At 73.7% G+C, this 18,789-nt stretch carries 19 protein-coding genes; 12 read left to right on the forward strand and 7 right to left on the reverse strand.

The annotated features are described in order from the left end of the window. Positions 1-159 precede the first annotated feature (159 nt). The 12 genes from ACFCLZ_RS20420 (at position 160) to ACFCLZ_RS20475 (ending at position 10,756) form a co-directional block, all read left to right on the forward strand. On the forward strand, positions 160-1,083 hold the full coding sequence (locus ACFCLZ_RS20420; RefSeq protein WP_380277993.1) for a LysR family transcriptional regulator: 924 nt from the start codon (positions 160-162) through the stop codon (positions 1,081-1,083). A gap of 249 nt (positions 1,084-1,332) precedes the next feature. After that, positions 1,333-1,656 carry a 2Fe-2S iron-sulfur cluster-binding protein gene (locus tag ACFCLZ_RS20425; RefSeq protein WP_380277995.1) on the forward strand — a complete coding sequence of 108 codons (324 nt, stop codon included), beginning with the start codon at positions 1,333-1,335 and terminating at the stop codon, positions 1,654-1,656. Further along, the gene (locus ACFCLZ_RS20430) at positions 1,656-2,966 is read left to right on the forward strand and encodes an NAD(P)/FAD-dependent oxidoreductase (RefSeq protein WP_380277997.1); all 1,311 of its coding nucleotides are present in this window, start codon (positions 1,656-1,658) and stop codon (positions 2,964-2,966) included. The genes ACFCLZ_RS20425 and ACFCLZ_RS20430 overlap by 1 nt, the downstream gene beginning before the upstream one ends. Before the next feature lie 303 nt (positions 2,967-3,269). After that, positions 3,270-3,758, forward strand: a complete 489-nt coding sequence (locus tag ACFCLZ_RS20435; RefSeq protein WP_380277999.1) for a PhzA/PhzB family protein — start codon at positions 3,270-3,272, stop codon at positions 3,756-3,758. Between the two features lie 36 nt (positions 3,759-3,794). Further along, entirely contained in the window at positions 3,795-4,970 is a 1,176-nt protein-coding gene (locus ACFCLZ_RS20440) for a 3-deoxy-7-phosphoheptulonate synthase (RefSeq protein ID WP_380278001.1), read from the forward strand. 163 nt (positions 4,971-5,133) lie between these two features. Beyond that, positions 5,134-5,757, forward strand: a complete 624-nt coding sequence (locus ACFCLZ_RS20445; RefSeq protein WP_380278003.1) for an isochorismatase family protein — start codon at positions 5,134-5,136, stop codon at positions 5,755-5,757. After that, positions 5,754-7,691, forward strand: a complete 1,938-nt coding sequence (locus tag ACFCLZ_RS20450) for an anthranilate synthase family protein (protein ID WP_380278005.1) — start codon at positions 5,754-5,756, stop codon at positions 7,689-7,691. Before ACFCLZ_RS20445 ends, ACFCLZ_RS20450 begins: the two co-directional genes overlap by 4 nt. Positions 7,692-7,862: 171 nt before the next feature. Further along, positions 7,863-8,699 carry a PhzF family phenazine biosynthesis protein gene (locus ACFCLZ_RS20455; RefSeq protein WP_380278007.1) on the forward strand — a complete coding sequence of 279 codons (837 nt, stop codon included), beginning with the start codon at positions 7,863-7,865 and terminating at the stop codon, positions 8,697-8,699. Beyond that, the gene (gene phzG / locus ACFCLZ_RS20460) at positions 8,692-9,357 is read left to right on the forward strand and encodes a phenazine biosynthesis FMN-dependent oxidase PhzG (protein ID WP_380278008.1); all 666 of its coding nucleotides are present in this window, start codon (positions 8,692-8,694) and stop codon (positions 9,355-9,357) included. The genes ACFCLZ_RS20455 and phzG overlap by 8 nt, the downstream gene beginning before the upstream one ends. A 53-nt stretch (positions 9,358-9,410) precedes the next feature. Continuing rightward, complete coding sequence (locus tag ACFCLZ_RS20465; protein ID WP_380278010.1) at positions 9,411-9,893, forward strand: PhzA/PhzB family protein; 483 nt, start codon at positions 9,411-9,413, stop codon at positions 9,891-9,893. Between the two features lie 51 nt (positions 9,894-9,944). Further along, positions 9,945-10,577, forward strand: a complete 633-nt coding sequence (locus tag ACFCLZ_RS20470) for a hypothetical protein (protein WP_380278012.1) — start codon at positions 9,945-9,947, stop codon at positions 10,575-10,577. Beyond that, entirely contained in the window at positions 10,526-10,756 is a 231-nt protein-coding gene (locus ACFCLZ_RS20475) for a hypothetical protein (protein ID WP_380278014.1), read from the forward strand. Before ACFCLZ_RS20470 ends, ACFCLZ_RS20475 begins: the two co-directional genes overlap by 52 nt. 108 nt (positions 10,757-10,864) lie before the next feature. Here the strand turns inward: ACFCLZ_RS20475 and ACFCLZ_RS20480 are convergent, their stop codons facing one another. The 7 genes from ACFCLZ_RS20480 to ACFCLZ_RS20510 form a co-directional block, all read right to left on the reverse strand. Next, a complete protein-coding gene (locus ACFCLZ_RS20480; protein WP_380278016.1) occupies positions 10,865-12,049 on the reverse strand; it encodes a hydroxymethylglutaryl-CoA synthase in 1,185 nt (394 codons plus the stop codon). A 3-nt stretch (positions 12,050-12,052) separates the two neighbouring features. Next, on the reverse strand, positions 12,053-13,114 hold the full coding sequence (locus ACFCLZ_RS20485) for a hydroxymethylglutaryl-CoA reductase (RefSeq protein WP_380278018.1): 1,062 nt from the start codon (positions 13,112-13,114) through the stop codon (positions 12,053-12,055). After that, positions 13,111-14,193: a type 2 isopentenyl-diphosphate Delta-isomerase gene (fni, locus tag ACFCLZ_RS20490; protein ID WP_380278020.1), complete on the reverse strand. Its 1,083-nt coding sequence runs from the start codon at positions 14,191-14,193 to the stop codon at positions 13,111-13,113. The genes ACFCLZ_RS20485 and fni overlap by 4 nt, the downstream gene beginning before the upstream one ends. Continuing rightward, on the reverse strand, positions 14,190-15,314 hold the full coding sequence (locus ACFCLZ_RS20495; RefSeq protein ID WP_380278021.1) for a phosphomevalonate kinase: 1,125 nt from the start codon (positions 15,312-15,314) through the stop codon (positions 14,190-14,192). The genes fni and ACFCLZ_RS20495 overlap by 4 nt, the downstream gene beginning before the upstream one ends. After that, the gene (gene mvaD / locus ACFCLZ_RS20500) at positions 15,311-16,381 is read right to left on the reverse strand and encodes a diphosphomevalonate decarboxylase (RefSeq protein ID WP_380278022.1); all 1,071 of its coding nucleotides are present in this window, start codon (positions 16,379-16,381) and stop codon (positions 15,311-15,313) included. Before mvaD ends, ACFCLZ_RS20495 begins: the two co-directional genes overlap by 4 nt. Next, positions 16,371-17,408 (reverse strand): mevalonate kinase, encoded by a 1,038-nt coding sequence (mvk, locus tag ACFCLZ_RS20505; protein WP_380278024.1) that lies wholly within the window; start codon positions 17,406-17,408, stop codon positions 16,371-16,373. Before mvk ends, mvaD begins: the two co-directional genes overlap by 11 nt. 129 nt (positions 17,409-17,537) lie before the next feature. Beyond that, the gene (locus ACFCLZ_RS20510; protein WP_380278025.1) at positions 17,538-18,449 is read right to left on the reverse strand and encodes an aromatic prenyltransferase; all 912 of its coding nucleotides are present in this window, start codon (positions 18,447-18,449) and stop codon (positions 17,538-17,540) included. Positions 18,450-18,789: the final 340 nt, after the last annotated feature.

The raw sequence follows: 18,789 nt of genomic DNA on the forward strand, positions 1-18,789 counted from the left end.
GGTCGGGTTCCTCGCCTCGCGTGTGCAGGTGGCGGGCACTGCTGCCCGCCACCTGCTGCGACGAACCCCGCCAATGACGTTAGGCGAGGATTGCTTATGCATTCCAAGACCGGTTTTGCTATGTGTGGATAACCCGTCAGGCATCAGCAGAGGTGAACCGTGGATTTGCTGCAACTGCGCCACTTCCAGGCCGTCGCCCGTTTCGAGCACATCAGCCGGGCCGCCGAGGAGCTCAACGTCGCCCAGCCCTCGCTCAGCCGCACCATCGCCCGGCTGGAGGCCGAGCTGGGCACCCCGCTCTTCGACCGGCTGGGCCGGCGGATCCGGCTCAACCAGTACGGCGCGGTGTTCCTGCGCCACGTCGACCGCGCGCTCAGCGAACTCGACGACGGGCGCCGGGCGCTGCGGGAGGCCCGGGACAGCGGGCTCGGCCGGGTCGGTGTCGCCTCCGAGACGCTGCTGACCGTCACCCATCTGATGGGCGGCTTCCGGGCCGCCTTCCCGGGCGCCGAGGTGCGGCTCTTCCAGTCCAACGTGGAGGAGATGGACCGCCAACTGCGGGCCGGTGAGGTCGACTTCTGCGTGGCCTCGCAGCCGCTGGCCGGGCCGGACCTGGAGTCGGTCGAGCTGCTCCGCGAGGAGGTGCTGCTGGCCGTCCCGCGCGGACACTGGCTGGACGGCCGGGAGAGCGTGACGATCGCCGAGATCGCCGACGAGCCGTTCGTCACCACCCGCCGGGGTCACTGGCAACGCGCCCTGCTGGAGCGGCTGTTCGCGACCGAGGGGCTCACCCCGCGGCTGTCCTGCGAGGGCGACGAGCCGGGGGCCAGCCAGGACATGATCAGCACCGGCCTCGGCATCGGCCTCATCCCGGCGATGTCCCGGCTGGCCGGCACCGACACCCACGTCCCGGTGGCCTGGGTGCACATGGAGGCCCCGAACTGCTACCGGGTGCTCACCCTGGTCTGGAACCGGGCGGCCTATCATTCCGAAGCGGCCCGCCGTTTCCGGGAGTTCACCATCAGCAGGCCGCTGATGACGCACCGCCGCCCCGACCTGCGGATGCTCCGCGAGCGGGGCTGACCGCTCCGCCGCCCCGGTGATCGATCCTGGCGCGCCCCAGGGTCCTTTGCTACGCTCGAACGCGCTGCCGTGTTCCTGGCCGAGGGCTTCGCGTGTCCGAACGGCCGGTATGAGATGGCGGGTTGGCCGGGGAATCGCTCCCCGGGCCGACCGCCGGCGGCGCCGTCCTGCCTCCCCTTCGTCACGTGACCGGTGCCCGTGTTCCGGTGCGCCCTCGCGCGCGCCCGGGCGCCACCGAGGAGTTCCGTCATGCCCAAGATCACCTACGTCGCCGTCGACACGACGGAGCGCACCATCGACGTCCCGGTCGGCACCAGCGTCATGCGCGGCGCCGTCTTCAACGACGTCGACGGCATCGTCGCCCAGTGCGGCGGCAACCTCCAGTGCGCCACCTGCCACGTCTACGTCGACGAGTCGACGCTCGACAAGCCGGAGCCGATCCGGTCCGACGAGGACGCCATGCTGGACTTCACCGCCTGCCCGCGCCGCCCCAACAGCCGGCTCAGCTGCCAGCTCAAGTCGAGCGAGGCGCTGGACGGCCTGATCGTGCACCTCCCCGAGCGGCAGAAGTGATGGCGTACGCCACCGGCCCCGCGCCGGACCGGGCGTCGTCGCAGCGGGCGCCGTCGGCCCACCCCGGGTCGGTGGTCGTCGTCGGCGCCGGCCAGGGCGGTTACCAGACGGCCGCCTCGCTGCGTGAGCACGGCTACCGAGGGCGGCTGGTGCTCATCGACGCCGAGGACGAACTGCCCTACGAGAGACCGCCGTTGTCGAAGGCCTACCTCCACGGCGAGGCGGGCGAGGCCCAGCTCTGGCTGCGGCCGGTCGGCTACTACGCCCGCCGGTCGATCGAACTGGTCGCCGGCTCGGTGACGGCGGTCGACCCGGCCGCCCGGACGGTCCGGCTCGCCGACGGCTCGGCGTTCGACTACGACCACCTCGTCCTGGCCACCGGGGCCATCCCGCGCACGCTCGGCGTGCCGGGCGCCGGCCTGCGCGGCGTGCACACGCTGCGCACCGTCCAGGACGCCGCCGCCCTGCGGTCCTCGCTCGGCGCGGCCCGGCGCGCGGTGGTGGTGGGCGCCGGGTTCATCGGCCTGGAATTCGCCGCCGCGGCCCGGAGGGCGGGCTGCGAGGTGACGGTGGTCGAGGCCCTCGACCGCCCGCTCGCCCGGGTGGTCTCCGCCCGCACCGCCGAGCACTTCACCCGGCTGCACCGCCGGGAGGGCGTCCGGCTGATGTTCGGCCAGGGGGTGGCCGCCCTGCACGGCGACGAGCTGGGCCGGGTCGCCGAGGTGGAACTGGCCGACGGCGGCCGGCTGCCGGCCGATCTGGTGCTGGCCGGGATCGGGGTGATCCCGCGCACCGGCCTCGCGGCGGCGGCCGGCCTTCGGGTGGGCGGCGGCATCGTCGTCGACTCCCACCTGCTGACCAGCGACCCGCACATCTCGGCCATCGGCGACTGCGCGGCGTTCCCGCAGGTGCGCTCGGGCAACCGGCTGCGGCTGGAGTCGGTGCAGAACGCCGTCGGCCACGCCGAGGCGGTGGCCGCCCGGCTGACCGGCGCGGGCCGTGCCTACCGCGAGCTGCCGTGGTTCTGGAGCGACCAGTTCGCCACCACCGTGCAGATCGCCGGCCTGGACGAGGGCCATGACACCGAGGTGGTGCTCGGCGACGACCCGGACGCGTTCTCGGTGCTGCTGTTCCGGGCCGGTGAGCTGCGGGCGGTGGAGTCGGTGAACCGGCCGACCGACCATCTGGCGGCCCGACAGCTCCTTGACCGAGGCGTGGTGCTGAATCCGGTCGACGCCGCCGCCCCGGGCTTCACGCTCCGCGGCCACCTCGCGAGCCTGCGCGGCGGCTCCGCGATGCCCGTGGGCTGACCGGCGGAAACCGTTCTCCGGTGGGCCGGCGCCCGCCCCGCCGTACCGCGGGGCGGGCGCCCGGCAACGGAACAGGGGATTCCGAGAACATTGGCCCCACGCTTTTCAGAGGTGCGGCCGAAGAACAAACGTCTTTAATTTCCGATCGGTTTTCGGCCACGCCCGGACGGCGTTGTGTCGATCGAACCTTCACAGTTAGTTCATAGGTCACTGTTGCGAAAGCATCTGCCGGTGAGGCAGGATTCAAACAAGATCGCTTGCTTGCTCATTCACTCGTTCGAATAACAAACAGGGGATACGACTGTGCCTGAATCCGCCGGAGTGCAGGGATTCGCCGACGAGGCCGAGCTGCGCCGCCTCAACCGCGCCACCGTCGAGCAGTACATGCACACCCTCGGCCAGGACCGGCTGCGCCGGCACGAGCTCTTCACCGAGGACGGCGTGGGCGGTCTGTGGACCACCGACACCGGCTCCCCGGTCGCCACGCACGGCCGGGACCGGCTGGGCGAGCACGCCGTCTGGTCGCTGAAGTGCTTCCCGGACTGGGAGTGGTACAACATCGAGATCTTCGAGACCCAGGACCCGAACCGCTTCTGGGTCGAGTGCGACGGCCGCGGGAAGATCCTGTTCGGCGACTATCCGGACGGTTACTACGAGAACCACTTCCTCCACTCGTTCGAGTTGGAGAACGGGCGGATCAAACTGCAGCGCGAGTTCATGAACCCGTTCCAGCAGCTGCGTGCGCTCGGCATTCCGGTGCCGGAGATCAAGCGCACCGGAATACCCACCTGACAATTCAAGAAATCCACCGCCGGATCGGAGTACGTCGTGGAAGACGTCATACGGGAGATTCGTATCCGCGGGGCGTTGCATCAACCCGAATGGAGCGACCTCCTCCAGGTCAGCCGGGTGGGCGAGGCGCTTGCCTCGCGTCCCGCCCTGGCCCAGCCGGACGAGCTGGCCACCTTGCGCACCCTGCTGGGAAAAGTGGCGACCGGCGAAGCGCTGGTGCTGCAGGCGGGGGACTGCGCGGAGGATCCGCAGGAATGTACACGTCAACATGTGGCGCGGAAGTCCGCCCTGCTCGACCTGCTCGCCGGGACGCTCGGATTGCGGACCGGAAAGCCGGTCATCCGTGCCGGCCGCATCGCGGGGCAGTTCGCCAAGCCCCGCTCCAAGCCCACCGAAGTCGTCGACGGGGTCGAACTCCCGGTCTTCCGCGGGCACATGGTGAACGGACCGGAGCCGGACCCGGAGTACCGCCGGCCCGACCCGCTGCGCATCCTCACCGGCTACATGGCGGCCGGTGACATCGTCGAGCACCTGGGCTGGCGCGACCGCGCCGCCGGCCGCGACGTGGTCGAGCCGCCGGTGTGGACGAGCCACGAGGCCCTGCTGCTCGACTACGAGATGCCGATGCTGCGCATCGACGACAAGGGCCGGCTGTTCCTCGGCTCGACCCACTGGCCGTGGATCGGCGAGCGCACCCGCCAGGTCGAGGGCGCCCACGTCGCCCTGCTGTCCCAGGTGGCCAACCCGGTGGCCTGCAAGGTCGGTCCGGCCATGGAGCCCGGCGAGCTGCTCGCCCTCTGCGAGAAGCTCGACCCGTGGCGCGACCCCGGCCGCCTCACCCTGATCGCCCGGATGGGCGCCGAGACCGTCGCGGACCGGCTGCCGAAGCTCGTCGACGCCGTCCGCGGCGCCGGCCACCCGGTGGTGTGGCTCAGCGACCCGGTGCACGGCAACACCGTCACCGCGCCCGGGGGCCTGAAGACCCGTCTGGTGGGGACCGTCACGCTGGAGGTCGCCCGGTTCGTCGAGGCCGTGCGGGCCTCGGGCGGCGTCGCCGGCGGGCTGCACCTGGAGACCACCCCGGACGACGTGACCGAGTGCGCGTCCACCGAGGCCGACCTCGACTCCGTCGGCGAGCGCTACACCACCTGCTGCGACCCCCGGCTCAACCCGGCCCAGGCCGTCTCCGTGGTGTCCTCCTGGACCGCCTGACCCGGTCCGCCGCACCATTCGTCCGCGCGACGCCGCCCGCGCCACGTCGCCCGCACCGCGTTCACCGCACCGTGTTCACCGCACCACGTCATCGCAGCGGCCCCACCGCCCCGCTGCGCGCGCGCCCCTCACAGACCCTCGCATCAGGTAGAGAACCGGAGCCATGACCGGCATACCCCTCATTCCGTCGTACCCGTTACCGGCCGAGGCCGACCTGCCGCCGGCCGTCGTGTCCTGGACCGCCGAGCCGGACCGCGCGGTCCTCCTCGTCCACGACATGCAGCGCTACTTCCTCGCCCCCGTCCCCGACAGCACCCGCACCGCCCTGGTGCGCAACGCGGCCCGGCTGCGCGAGCGCTGCGCCGCCCTGGGCGTCCCGGTGGCCTACACCGCCCAGCCGGGCGGCATGACCGACGAACAGCGCGGCCTCCTCAAGGACTTCTGGGGCCCCGGCATGCGCCCCGCCCCGGAGGACCGCCAGGTGGTGGACGCCCTCGCGCCCGCCGAGCAGGACTGGCTGCTCACCAAGTGGCGCTACAGCGCCTTCTTCCGCACCGACCTGCTGGAGCGGATGCGCGACGCCGGCCGCGACCAGCTCGTGCTCTGCGGCGTCTACGCCCACGTGGGCGTGCTGGCCACCGCCGTCGAGGCCTTCGGCAACGACATCCAGGTGTTCTTCGTCGCCGACGCCACCGCCGACTTCTCCGCGGAGTACCACCGCTCGGCGCTCACCTACGCCGCCGAGCGCTGCGCCCGCGTCACCACGGTCGAGGGGCTGTTCTCATGACGGCCGGCCCGCCCGGCCCGGCCGGCGGCCCGGACCTGCTCCGCGCGGTGCTGGAGGGCCGCCCGGAGGCCTTCGCCCTGCTGCACCGGCCGGCCGCGGCCGCCGGGGGCGGGTCCGGCGGCCCGGTGGTGGAGGTGCTGACCGGCTCGGTCGCGCTGCCCGCCGCGCTGGCCGACATCCGGCTGCCCGCCGCCCCGGTGCCCGGCACCGGGGAGCGGCACGAGGTGCTCGTGGTGATCCCCTACCGGCAGCTCGCCGAGCGCGGCTTCGAGGCGGCCGACGACGGGGCGCCGCTGGTGGCGATGACCGTCACCGGCCAGCAGCGGGTGCCGCTGGCCGAGGCGCTGGTGCGCCTGCCGGACGTGCCGACCACGCTCGCCGGCGGCGCGTTCGACGTCGACGACGCGGCGTACGGCGAGGTGGTGAGCCGCATCGTCCAGGAGATGATCGGCACCGGCGAGGGCGCGAACTTCGTCATCCGCCGCACCTTCGTCGCCGACATCACCGACTACGGGCCGCTCAGCGCGCCCGCGCTGTTCCGCCGCCTGCTGGAGCGGGAGTCCGGCGCCTACTGGACCTTCCTGGTCCACACCGGCACCCGCACCCTGGTCGGCGCCTCGCCGGAGCGGCACGTCAGCCTCCGGGAGGGCACCGCGGTGATGAACCCGATCAGCGGCACCTACCGCTACCCGCCGTCCGGGCCGACCCTGTCGGGCGTGCTGGAGTTCCTCGGCGACCGCAAGGAGACCGACGAGCTCTACATGGTGCTCGACGAGGAGCTCAAGATGATGGCCCGGATCTGCCCGGGCGGCGGCCGCGCGGTCGGCCCCTACCTCAAGGAGATGGCCCGGGTCGCGCACACCGAGTACCTGATCGAGGGCCGTACCGACCGCGACGTGCGGGACATCCTGCGCGAGACGATGTTCGCCCCCACCGTGACGGGCAGTCCGGTGGAGAGCGCCTGCCGGATCATCCACCGCTACGAGCCGGGCGGCCGCGGCTACTACAGCGGCGTCGCCGCGCTGATCGGGCGGGACGCGGCGGGGAAGCGGGTGATGGACTCCGCGATCCTCATCCGGACCGCGGACATCACCCCGGGCGGGCGGATCGGCATCGGGGTGGGCGCCACCATCGTGCGGCACTCCGATCCGGCCTCGGAGGCGGCGGAGACCAGGGCCAAGGCGGCCGGACTGGTCGCCGCGCTCGACGGCGGCGGACAGAAACGTTTCGCCGACCACCCGAGCGTGCTCCGCGCCCTGGAGTCCCGCAACGACTCGATCGCCGGCTTCTGGCTCGCCGACACCGAGGCCCGGGCCTCGGCCCGGCCCGGCCTCGCCGGGCGCAGCGTGCTGGTGGTCGACGCGGAGGACACCTTCACCTCGATGATCGACCAGGAGCTGCGTTCGCTGGGCCTGCGCGTCACGGTCCGCCGGTTCGACGAGGAGTACGCCTTCGAGGGCCACGACCTGGTCGTGATGGGCCCGGGGCCGGGCGATCCCCAGGAGGCCGCGCACCCCAAGATGCGGCACCTGCGCGGTGCGATCGACACCCTGCTGGCGGAGCGCCGGCCGTTCCTCGCGGTCTGCCTCAGCCATCAGGTGCTCGGCCTGCGGCTCGGGCTGCCGATCCGCCGCCGTACGGTGCCCAACCAGGGGGTGCAGAAGGAGGTCGACCTCTTCGGCGCCGTCGAGCGGGTCGGGTTCTACAACACCTTCACGCTGGTGGCCGCGGCGGAGGAGTTCGCCGCGGACGGCGTCGGCCCGGTCCGGGTCAGCCGTGACCCGGCCACCGGCGAGGTGCACGCGCTGCGCGGGCCCGGCTTCGCCTCGCTCCAGTTCCACCCCGAGTCCGTCCTCACCCGGGAGGGGCCGCGGATCGTGGCCACCGCCCTGTCCGGACTGCTCGGCCCGGCGCGGGTCCCCGACCCGGCCTGACCCGCCGGTGGACCGCCGGGCCGGCGCATCTCCCCCCGATCCGCGCCGGCCCGGCTCCGCCCTGCCCGGCCCTGCCCGATCCAGCGCCGCCCGCCGCCCGCCGTGCCCGGCCGGCGTGGCGTGGCGTGGCGTGGCCCGCACCCGCATCCCCAACGACGAGTGGGAGGACCCATGCACCAGTACGTCGTCGTCGACGCCTTCGCGCGCCGGCCGCTCACCGGAAACCCGGTGGCGGTCTTCTTCGGGGCCGACGACCTCTCCGCCGACCAGATGCAGCGCATCGCCCGGGAGATGAACCTCTCGGAGACCACCTTCGTCCTCGCTCCCGAGCAGGGCGGGGACCACCATGTGCGGATCTTCACCCCGGTGAACGAACTCCCCTTCGCCGGACACCCGTTGCTCGGCACGGCGATCGCCCTGGGCGACCGCACCGAGGCCGCCGGACTGCGGATCGAGACCGCGATGGGCATCATCCCGTTCGAGCTGGAGCGGGAGGGCGGCCGGACCGTCGCGACCAGCATGCGCCAGCCGGTGCCGGTCTGGGAGCCGTTCGACCGGGCCGAGGAACTGCTGCGGGCGCTGGGGGTGAGCGGGTCGACGCTCCCGGTGGAGATCTACCGCAACGGCCCGCGGCACGTCCTGGTCGGCTTCGAGAGCGTCGAGGCGCTCTCCGAGGTGGACCCGGACCACCGCGCGCTGGCCCGCTTCCCGGACATGGCGACCAACTGCATCGCCGGCTCCGGGACGGTCTGGCGCAACCGGATGTTCTCGCCCGCCTACGGGGTCGTGGAGGACGCCGCGACCGGCTCCGCCGCCGGGCCGATCGCCATCCACCTGGCCCGGCACGGTCTCGGTGCCTACGGGCAGCGCATCGAGATCACCCAGGGCGTCGAGATCGGCCGTCCCTCGCCGATGGGCGCCCTGGTGCACGGCGAGGGCGAGCGCGTCGACAGCGTCGAGGTCTCGGGCCACGGCGTCATCACCATCGAAGGAGTCCTGCATGTCTGAGCACGGGTCCGGGCCGTCGAAGCGTTCCGAGTCGCTGACCGGGACGGTCGTGGTCGACTTCCCGGAGTTCCGCACCCCGCCGGCCGAGCCGATGGGCCTGCTGAACTCCTGGCTCGCCGCTGCGGCGGGGCACGGGGTGCGCGAGCCGCGCGCCCTCGCGCTGGCCACCGCGGACGCCCGGGGCCGCAGTTCGTCCCGGATCCTGGTGATCAACCGGATCACCGAGCGGGGGATCGTCTTCGCCACCCACGCCGGCAGCCAGAAGGGCCGGGAGCTGGCGGAGAACCCCTGGGCCTCCGGGGTCCTGTACTGGCGGGAGACCAGCCAGCAGATCGTCCTGGCCGGGCCGGTGCGGCAACTGCCGGACGCCACCGCCGAGGAGCTGTGGGCCGCCCGGGCGGTGTTCACCCATGCGATGACCACGGTCTCCCGGCAGAGCCGGCCGGTGGAGGACCTCGACCACTTCGAGGAGATCCGGGCCGAGGCCCTGGAGCTCGGCCGCCCGCAGCGGCCGCTGCCCCGTCCCGCGTCCTACACCGGCTTCGAACTGGTGCCCGACGTCCTGGAGTTCTGGGCCGACGGCACCGACCGGCTGCACGAGCGGCTGCGCTACGACCGCACCGCCGACGGCTGGGGGGTCAGCCGGCTCCAGCCGTGACCCCGCGCGGAGCCCCCTCCGCGCCGACCCCGCCCCACGCCCCCGGAGATGTCATGACCTCGCCACAATCCTTCGCCGACCACCACGACCTGCGCGCCCGCAACCGCCGGGCCGTCGAGCGGTACCTGGAGACCGGCCCGCAGGCCCGGCTGCGCCGGTACACCCTCTACACCGAGGACGGCACCGCCGCCCTGTTCTACACCGACATCGGCCGGCCCATCGTGGTCACCGGCCGGGAGAGGCTGAAGCGCCACAACGAGCTCTCCCTGGAGGTCCTGCCCGACTGGCAGTGGTCCGACGTCCGCCTCTACGAGACCCAGGACCCGGACCTCGTCATGGTCGAGTGCGAGGGCGAGGGGACGATCCGCTTCCCCGGCTATCCCGAGGGCCGCTACCGCAACCACTTCATCCACGGCTTCACCCTGCGGGACGGCCTCATCGCCGCCAGCCGTGAGTACACCAACCCGATCGAGCACATGAAGGCGCTCGGCATCGAGACCCCGCACATCCGGCGGGACTGGATTCCCACCGACTGACCGGCCGGCCGAGGCAATCCGGGTGCCGCACGCACGCACCGAGGAGATTCGATGGAGTCCCACCCCTGTCCCAGGAACCACGGACGGGCGGTCCCCGCCGCCGCCGGTTCCGTTCTCTGCGCCCCGTGCATCGGACAGCTGGAACGCACCCTGCGGGCGCTCCCCGAGCTGCACCGGGAGTGCCTGCACCACATCCAGTCGGAGCCCCGGCGGCGCAACCCCACCAAGGTGTCGGGGACCCGCCGCCGGGACCGGCTGAACCTGGCGGCGATCGACGCCCGCAACAACATCGTGGCGATCCTGGAGTCCTGGTCGCACTTCGCCGCCGAGCGGCTCGGCACCACCACGGCGGTCCGCTCCGTGCCGCACCTGGCGCGGTTCCTCGGCCGCCACCTGGACTGGCTCACCGCGCAGCCGCCGGCCGCCGAGTTCGCCGACGAGATCGAGGACCTGCGGGTCGAACTGCTCAACGCGATCGACCCCGACCCCGACAGCGCCGACCGCCCCGCGCCGCCCGCCCGGGACTGCGTGGTGGACGGCTGCCCGGGGACGATCGACGCCTCACCGCAGCACCACACCGGGGGACGGACCAGCATCGGCTGCTCGTCCGGACATTCATGGGGGATACGCGAATGGCTCACGCTGGGGCATCTCATGGACCAGCGGCGAAGGGCGGCGGTCTGAGCCGCCCGCCCCGCCACCGGCTCGTTCCGACGAACGTCGCCGCGCTCGCCGCCGGCGTCTCGGAGGCGACCATCCGCAAGTGGGTCAGCCGGGGGAAGATCACCCGCTACGGCACGCCGGGCCGCTCGGAGTTCGACATCGAGGAACTCACCGAGATCGCCCTGCGCCGCCGGGCCTGAGGCCGGCGGCACCGCACGGCGACCACCCCGCGGATCCGCTGCCGGGCGGGCGGCAACACCGCCCGTCAACGGATCCGCGGGTGCTCCGTGCCCGGATCGCGCGGGCCGTCAGCGCTTCTCGTAGCGGCGCTTGTGCCCGTTGATCCCGGCCAGCCGGAACGGGCCGGTGGTCTCCTCCGGGCTCGGGTGGTCGCCGCCGTCGGTCGGGAGCGACGCCCCGTGCAGTTCGCGGTAGCGGGCGTAGCCGATCGGCCGGCGCCGCTCGACCGCCGCCCGGTGCTGCGCCGTGCGCAGGTGCGCCCGGTAGCCCGGCGCGACCGTCCCGGCGAAGAACTCCGCGACGCTGCCCGAGCCGTAGCTGAGGAAGCCCACCGCCCGCCCGCCGAGGTCCTCCGCCTGGTCGAGCAGCGCGGCCAGGCCCAGGTACACCGAGGCGGTGTAGCTGTTGCCGATCACCTCGTTGTACGCGGTGGTCAGCCCCAGGGCCCCCTGGACCGCCGCCTCGTCGGTGTCGTACCCGGCGGAGTTCAGCAGGTGGCGGTGCGCCTTGTAGGCCATCCTGGTGAACGGCTGGTGGTAGCAGAAGGCGCTGAACGCCTCCAGCGGCCGGCCGCCCTGCTCGCCGTAGTCCTTCCACGTCCCCCGCACGGCCTGGAGGTAGGCGCCGATCGACTCCTGGCCGTCGACCAGCGCGGCGTCCCGGTAGTTCGGCCGCCAGAAGTCCATGACGTCCGCGGTGAACAGGCCCGAGGGCTCCTCGATCCGCACCAGCGCCGGGTCCGCGGTGACCAGCATGGCCACCGCGGCGGCGCCCTGGGTCGCCTCGCCGGGGCTGTCCAGCTCGTACCTGGAGACGTCGCTCGCCACCACCAGGACCTTCTGCGAGGGGTCGCGGTGGATCAGCCCGAGGGCGAACTGCAGGGCGGCGGTGGCGCCGTAGCAGGCCTGCTTGAGCTCGACCACCCGGGTCGCCGACGGCAGCCCGAGCAGCGAGTGGACGTACACGCCGGCGGCCTTCGCCTGGTCGATCGAGGACTCGGTGGCGAACACCAGGGTGCGGATGCCGTCCGCGCCGTGCCGGGCGACGACCGGGGCGGCGGCCGCGGCGCCCAGGGTGACGATGTCCTCGTCGGCGGCCGGTACGCTCATCGACCGCTGGCCGATGCCCACGTGGTACTTGCCGACCGGTGTGCCGTTGTGCTCGGCGAGCGCCGTGTGCGGCAGCACGAACTCGGTGGTGGCGAACGAGAGGTCGTGGATCCCGACCGCGGTGGCGGCGGTGCTCGTGGACATGCGCTACACCCCGACCTTCTGCGTCGCGCTGCCGCGTTCCAGGTGGACGTGGGCGCGCATCAGCTCGCCCGGGTTGGTCTGCGCCGCGAGCAGCGAGAGTTCGCCGCACAGCACGGTCGCCGCCGCGATGACGGCCAGCCGCCGGGCGTTCTCCCCCGGCTCGCGGTCGGCCCGGCAGCCGAGCCGGGCCAGGTTGCTCTCCACGAAGGCGAGCCCCTTGCCGTTGCCCACCGTGCCGACGATCAGGTTCGGCAGGGTGCAGGCGAAGTACAGGTCGCCGTCGCGGTCCTCGGCCATCACCACGCCCTGCGAGCCCTCGACGATGTTCGCCGCGTCCTGGCCGGTGGCCAGGTAGAAGCCGAGCAGCATGTTCGCGAAGTGGGCGTTGGCCGAGCGGATGCCGCCCGCCAGCAGGGTGCCCAGCATGTTCTTGCGGACGTTCAGCTGGACGACCTTCGCCGCCGTGGTGCGCAGCACGCCGCTGACCACCTCGCGCGGCACCAGCAGCTCGGTGACCACGTTCTTGCCGCGCCCCAGGATGCCGTTGACGGCGGTCGCCTTCTTGTCGGTGCAGTAGTTGCCCGATATCGAGCCGTAGGAGATCCCCGGGACCGTCCGCAGCAGGTGCTGCAGCAGCGCGTCGGAGGCGAGCGTCGCCATGTTGTGCCCGGAGGCGTCGCCGGTGGTGAACTCGAACCGGACGAACAGCAGGTTGGCGTTGATCTCGTGCCGGACGCCGACGAGTTCGGCGAACCGGCTGCAGCCGCGCACCACCTCCCGCAGTTCCTCGAAGCGCGCCTCGACGGCGCGGGCGGCGGCCAGCGCGGTCTGCGCGTCGGTCGCCTCGACCAGCACCGAGCGGGTCATCCGCTCGTCGACCAGGGTCGCGACGATGCCGCGCTCGGCGAGCATGGAGACCTTCGCGCCGCGGCCCACCGAGGGCCACAGCGGGGACTCGTAGGTGGCCAGCGGGACGTGGGTCTCGGTGGTGGCGACGTTCCCGGAGATGCGCACCGGTCCCACCCAGCGCATCGGGACGCCGGCGACGGCGTGTTCGTCGGTCATCGGGTGCCTCCCGTGAGGTCGTCGGCCGCGGCGGAGCGCCGGGCGAACTGGGCGGTGTCGATGCCGCGGTCGGCGCAGAACTCCCGCAGGGAGCCCTGGATCAGCAGGTCGCGGCGGGTGAGGTCGGCGGGGGTGGCCGCGCCGAGCATGGTCATCAGCGCCGCCAACTGGTCGAGCCAGGTGGAGAGCTGGACGACCAGCGCCTCCACGCCCTCGTCCATCAGCGTGCGCAGGAAGGTGCCGGAGGCCCCGACGCCCCGGGCGCCGAGCGCCAGCGCGCGGGCCACGTCGAGCGGGTGGCGCACGCCGCCGGAGGCCAGCACGGGCAGGTCCACGCCCTGCGCGTCCAGCAGGCAGGCGGCGGTGGACAGGCCCCAGCCCTCCAGGTAGGAGTAGTCGCGCAGGTCGCGCCGGCCGTTCTCGATCCGGGCGAAGTCGGTGCCGCCCCGGCCGCCGAGGTCGGCCACCCGCACGCCCAGTTCGCGCAGCGTCAGGACGGTTTCCCGGCTGAGCCCGAAGCCGACCTCCTTGACGATCACCGGGACGTCCACGCCGGCCGCGATCTTGCCGATCTGCGGCACCCAGGCGGAGAACGAGCGGTCGCCCTCGGGCATCACCGTCTCCTGGACGGTGTTGACGTGGATCTGCAGGGCGTCGGCCCGCAGCAGGTCGACGGCGCGGCGGGCCTTCTCCACCGAGGCGGTCGCGTTGACGTTGGCCAGCACGAAGCCGTCCGGGTTCTCCTCGCGCAGCACGCTGAACGTGGCGGCGCAGGACTCGTCCTTGAAGTAGGCGCTCATCGAGCCGGACGCGATCGGCACGCCGGTCTGCCGGGCGGCGATCGCGAGGTCGCGGTTGATCCGGCCGGTCATCTCGCTGCCGCCGGTCATCGCGTTGATGTACAGCGGGACCGGCCAGGAGAGGCCGGCGAAGGTCGTGGCCAGGGACACCCGCGGCCGGTCGATCCCGGCCAGGGCGTGGTGGACGAACGACACCTCGTCGAACTGGTTGCGCCCGACGTGGCCGTGCTGCTGCTCGACCGCGAGCCGGACGTGGTCGTCCTTGCGTTGAGAGATCATTGCGAGTCTCCTTCCAGGGCGGGACGCAGGGCCAGGGGTCGTACCCCGGCCGCGGCCCACCGCTCCCGTAGCTGGTCGATGTCCGGCGCCGCGCCCGCGGTGTCCAGCAGGGCGATGCCGCAGTCGCCGCCCCCGGCGCCCGAGGGCTTGGCCGCGCCGCCCACGGCCTCGGCCGCGTCGCACAGCGCCGTCAGGGCGGGGGTGAAGACGCCGAGTCCGACCTCGTCGTCGAACCGGGCCAGTTCCCGGCGGGCGCGCCGGATCTGTTCCAGGAGGGCCGGCGGGTCGCCCCGGTCGAACGCCTCGGCGGCGGCCCGTACGCAGTCCTCGGCGGCGGCCGCGTACCGCCGGTGGGCGGGTGTGCCGCGCGGGCCGCGCCGGTGCAGTGCGGACACCATCTGCGCGGTGGAGGCCGGGGTGCCGCTCCAGCCGACCTCCAGGGCCAGCCCGGGCACCGGCGGCAGCCGGCGCACCGCGAGGCCCGGCCAGGGCGCGGACAGCGCCTCGGCCACGCCCCGGCGGCGGGCCAGGTCCAGCACGGCGCCCCGGTCGGGCGACCGGTAGGCGATCCAGCCGCCCCAGGTGCCGGCGGCGAGGTCGCCGCCGGAGCCCTGGGGGTCCAGCCCGGCCGACGCCAGCAGGGCCAGCCGGTAGCGCTCCTCGGCCGACAGCGCCAGGCCGCCGTACGCGGCCACCGCCGCGACGGTCGCCACGGTCACCGCGCCGCTCGACCCGAGGCCGAACTTGACGCCGTTCTCGTGCAGCCGGCTGCCGATCGAGAGGTCCACCGCGGGCTCCGGAAGGCCGTGTTCGGCCAGCAGCCGGGCGACCGCCTCGACGGCGGCGACGACGTGGGCCAGTTCGCGGCGGGCCCGGGCCGGGTCCGCCGCGCCGACCGGGTCGAGCCGGCCGCCGCGCCACCGCCAGCGCACCGGCGCGGCGGCGAGGTCGGAGGCGATCAGCACGCCCGGGCCGGCGGCGGGCTCGGCGGCGGTGACGGTGACGTGGCGGTCGACCGCCACCAGGATCGCCGGGCCGCCCGGCTCCACCACCGCGTACTCGCCCGCGACGAACAGCTTGCCCGGCGCGCTCCGCACCACCGGCGGGCGGCCGCCGCTCACGGGTTCGCGCCCGGGTTCGCGTCCGGGTTCGCGCCCAGCAGCCGGGCTCCAGGCCCAGGCCCGGCGAGGTGCACCGCGGCGGTGCCGACGGCCCCGCGCACCGCCGCCGCCACCCGCTGGGCGTCCGCGCCCCGGCAGAGCACCTTGACGTTCGGCCCGGCGTCCATCGTCGCGTACGCCGCCACCCCGCCGCGCCGCAGCTCCAGCACGGCGTCCAGCACCGTCAGCGTGGCCGCCGACAGGTAGCGCACCGCCGGGCGGGCCGCCAGCATCGTGGCGTGCATCCCGAGCGCGTTGCGCTCGGCGATCTCGCCCACCGCGTCGAGGTCGGCGCGGTCCAGCGCGTGCCGCATCTCGATCAGGTCGGCCTGGCTGGAGGCGGCCCAGGGCCGGTACAGCGGCGAGGTGTCGACCGTGTGGCGCATCGCCTCCCGGCTGGAGACCGCCTTGGGACCGGCGTCGACCACCGCGACCACCAGCGCCGGGTCCAGCGCGCGCACCGGCACCGGCAGCGGCTCGGCGTACGAGCCGAGGTCGGCGTCGGCGTGGCCGGGCTGTCCGGCGTGCCAGAGGGCGAAGCCGCCGAAGACGGACCGCGCGGCCGAACCCGAGCCGCGCCGGGCCAGCCGGGAGAGCCCGGTGGCGTCGAGACCGAGCCCGTACGCGGCGCCGGCGGCGGCGGCCAGCGCGGCGAACCCACTGGCGGAGGAGGCCAGTCCGGCGCCGGTGGGCACGGTGTTCCGGGTCTCCACGACGGCCGGCAGCGCCAGCCCGGCGCGCTCGCGGACCAGTTCCAGGAAGGCGACCACCCGGCGCCGCGGCTCGCCGGCCAGCGGCACGCCGTCGAGGGTGACCGCGTCCCGCCCGGCGCCGGGCGCGAGCCGGACCCGAGTGGTGGTGGGGAAGACGTCCAGGGTCAGCGAGAGGCTGTCGGTCCACGGCAGGACGAGCCGCTCGTCCCGCTTGCCCCAGTACTTGATCAGCGCGATGTTCGGGTGCGCGACGGCGGTGGCGTCCCCGGCGGCGGCGGGGTGGTCGGGCACGCCGACGGGCTGCTCAACGGCCATGGCCGGCCTGCCCCCCGAACGGGACGGACCAGGTCTGGACGGCGCCGGCCGCCAGCAGCCGGCGGGTGACCTCGGCCGCCTGCTCCGCGCGGGCCAGCGCGATCACGCAGCCGCCCATCCCGCCGCCGGTGATCTTGGCGCCGAGGCCGCCGCCGGCCAGCGCGGCCTCGACCATCTTGTCGATCCGGTCGGTGCTCAGCCCGCTCGCGCGCAACAGTTCGTGGTAGTCGGTGAGTTGGGCGCCGAGCCGCTCCGCCCGGCCCTCGGCGAGCGCCCGCCGGGCCGTCTCGGTCAGCTCGGTGGCCCGGCGCACGAAGGCGTCCTGGGTGCCCGGGCGCTCCCCGAAGCCGCGGCGCAGCAGCTCGACGGCGTCCTTGGTCCGGCCCGCGACGCCGCTGTCCGCGACGATGAACAGGCCCTCGCAGCCGATCGGCAGCTCCTGCGCCCGGCCGGCCCGGAACAGCAGCGGGGCGGTCGCGCCGACGGCCATCGCGTCGACGCCGCTGGCCCGTCCGTGCGCCACGTTCTCGGCCGTCTGCACCAGGTCGAACGCCAACTTGGGCGACACCTCGCGCTCGAAGAGGTCGGCCAGCGCGTGGACCACCGCCCGGGCGCAGGCCGCGCTGGAGCCGAGCCCGCGGCCGACCGGGATCGCGCAGTCGATGACCACGTCGAGGTGCACGGTGTCGGGCACCCCCAGGACGGCCCGGAACTCGGCGGTCAGCCGGTGCAGTCCGTCGGAGGCCTGGGCGGCCCTGGGCCGCGCCTTGTCACCGGTCATGGTGAGGGAGAAGTCGTCGGGGTCGGCGGGCGACTGCGCGAAGGACCCGGCGGTGGCCGTGACGGTCAGCTGCGGCACCGGGAGAGCGAGCGCCGGGGCCCCGTAGACCACCGCGTGCTCGCCCAGCACGATGGCCTTGGCCCGGGCCCGGCCGGTGCCGACCGGCCGGGCCGCGCGGTGCTCCGACAGCCCCTCGGCTGCGGCGGGTAGGGACAACGAACTCAGCTCCCCGTGTCGTTTCTGCATGGAGATCGCTCATCCAGGGTTCTCGGAAGGAAGGAATCCGGTGGCGGGCCGCGTGCCGGGACGGCGAAGGGCCCGCCGGGGACCGAGGAGCGGTCCCCGGCGGGCCCGGGCGGGCACCGCCGGCGCGTCCTACTTCTCGGCGACCAGCATCCTCTCGACCGGCCGCCGCCACTGGTAGTACGACTGGATCTTGTGGTATTCGCCCTTGGGGGTGACCGTGACGCCGTAGACGAAGTTGCGGCCCTCGGTGCTGTACGGGGCGTCCTTCACCAGCCGCTCGATCTGCGGGGCGACGGTGACCGGCAGCGCCAGCGGCTCGGGCGTCATCACCGAGTAGGTGATCCGCGAGATCTCCGGGGAGTCCCAACCGAGCGTGGCGTACAGGACGAAGGCCTTCTCGTTGAACGCCAGCAGCTCGTCGCTGGGGCCGGGCAGGCCGATCTCGCGGAGCATCGAGCGGACGCCGTCGGGACCGAGGGTCTCCCGCGGCACCCGGCCAGAGGCGCCGCCGCCGAAGTAGAGGTTGACCGTGCGGCTGCCGTAGTCGATGCCGACCGTGCTGACGATGTCGGACAGCCCGTAGCGGTCGAAGAGGTCGAGGTGGGCGCCGATGCTCTCCGGCGCCGACGGCAGCGCCATCACCTCGCGGACCGTCAGCAGCCGTTCGGCGGCGGGGAAGGACCAGGCCTTGGTGAACCCGGCGCGGACCCCGAAGTCGACGCCGCAGCTGTCGATCGGGAGCTCGCCGTGCACCTCGGCCAGCAGCCGGCCGACGGGGTGGTCGGTCGGCCCGGTCAGGCCGTTGGCCAGCGCGACGGCGTACGGGTCGAGGCCCCGGGGGAGCATGGTGAAGCGGCAGTCGAGGTCGTCGGTGCCGCGCGGGCTGTTCTGCACCCGGAAGGAGATCACCGAATCCTCCAGCACGTCCTGGTAGGCGGTGAGGACGGGCCGGACCGTGTCGCGCTCGAAGGGCACGTCCACCACGCGGGCGGTTCCCTCGATGGCTGCGTAGAAGGTCTCCAGGAAGGCGTTTTCCGACATTGTTCCTCCACCTGTCCAATCGTGGCGTGCGTGTGTGGACGTCCCCCCGCGCACGCCGCGGCTCGGGCGGGTGACGGACCATCGAGGGGGAGCCGGTACTCGTGTCGGCCGCGGACCTGGTCCGACCTGCGCGGACCGGCGGCTTCGACACTCAACCCCCGCCCCCGGAACGGGTTTTGGGCAGGGTGGGCGTGCAGGAATAGTGACACGCGGTCCGCCGCCGGGCCAAGGCCCCGGGAAAGTGACCCGGATCACTCCCGGCCGCCGCGCCTTTGCCGCGCCCCCGTCGGGCCCTGCCGGACCCCGCCGGACCCCGCCGGCCCGTCCGCCGGGCCGTATT

The sequence above is a fragment of the Kitasatospora purpeofusca genome (genome assembly GCF_042691725.1).
GTDB classification, from domain to species: domain Bacteria; phylum Actinomycetota; class Actinomycetes; order Streptomycetales; family Streptomycetaceae; genus Kitasatospora; species Kitasatospora purpeofusca_B.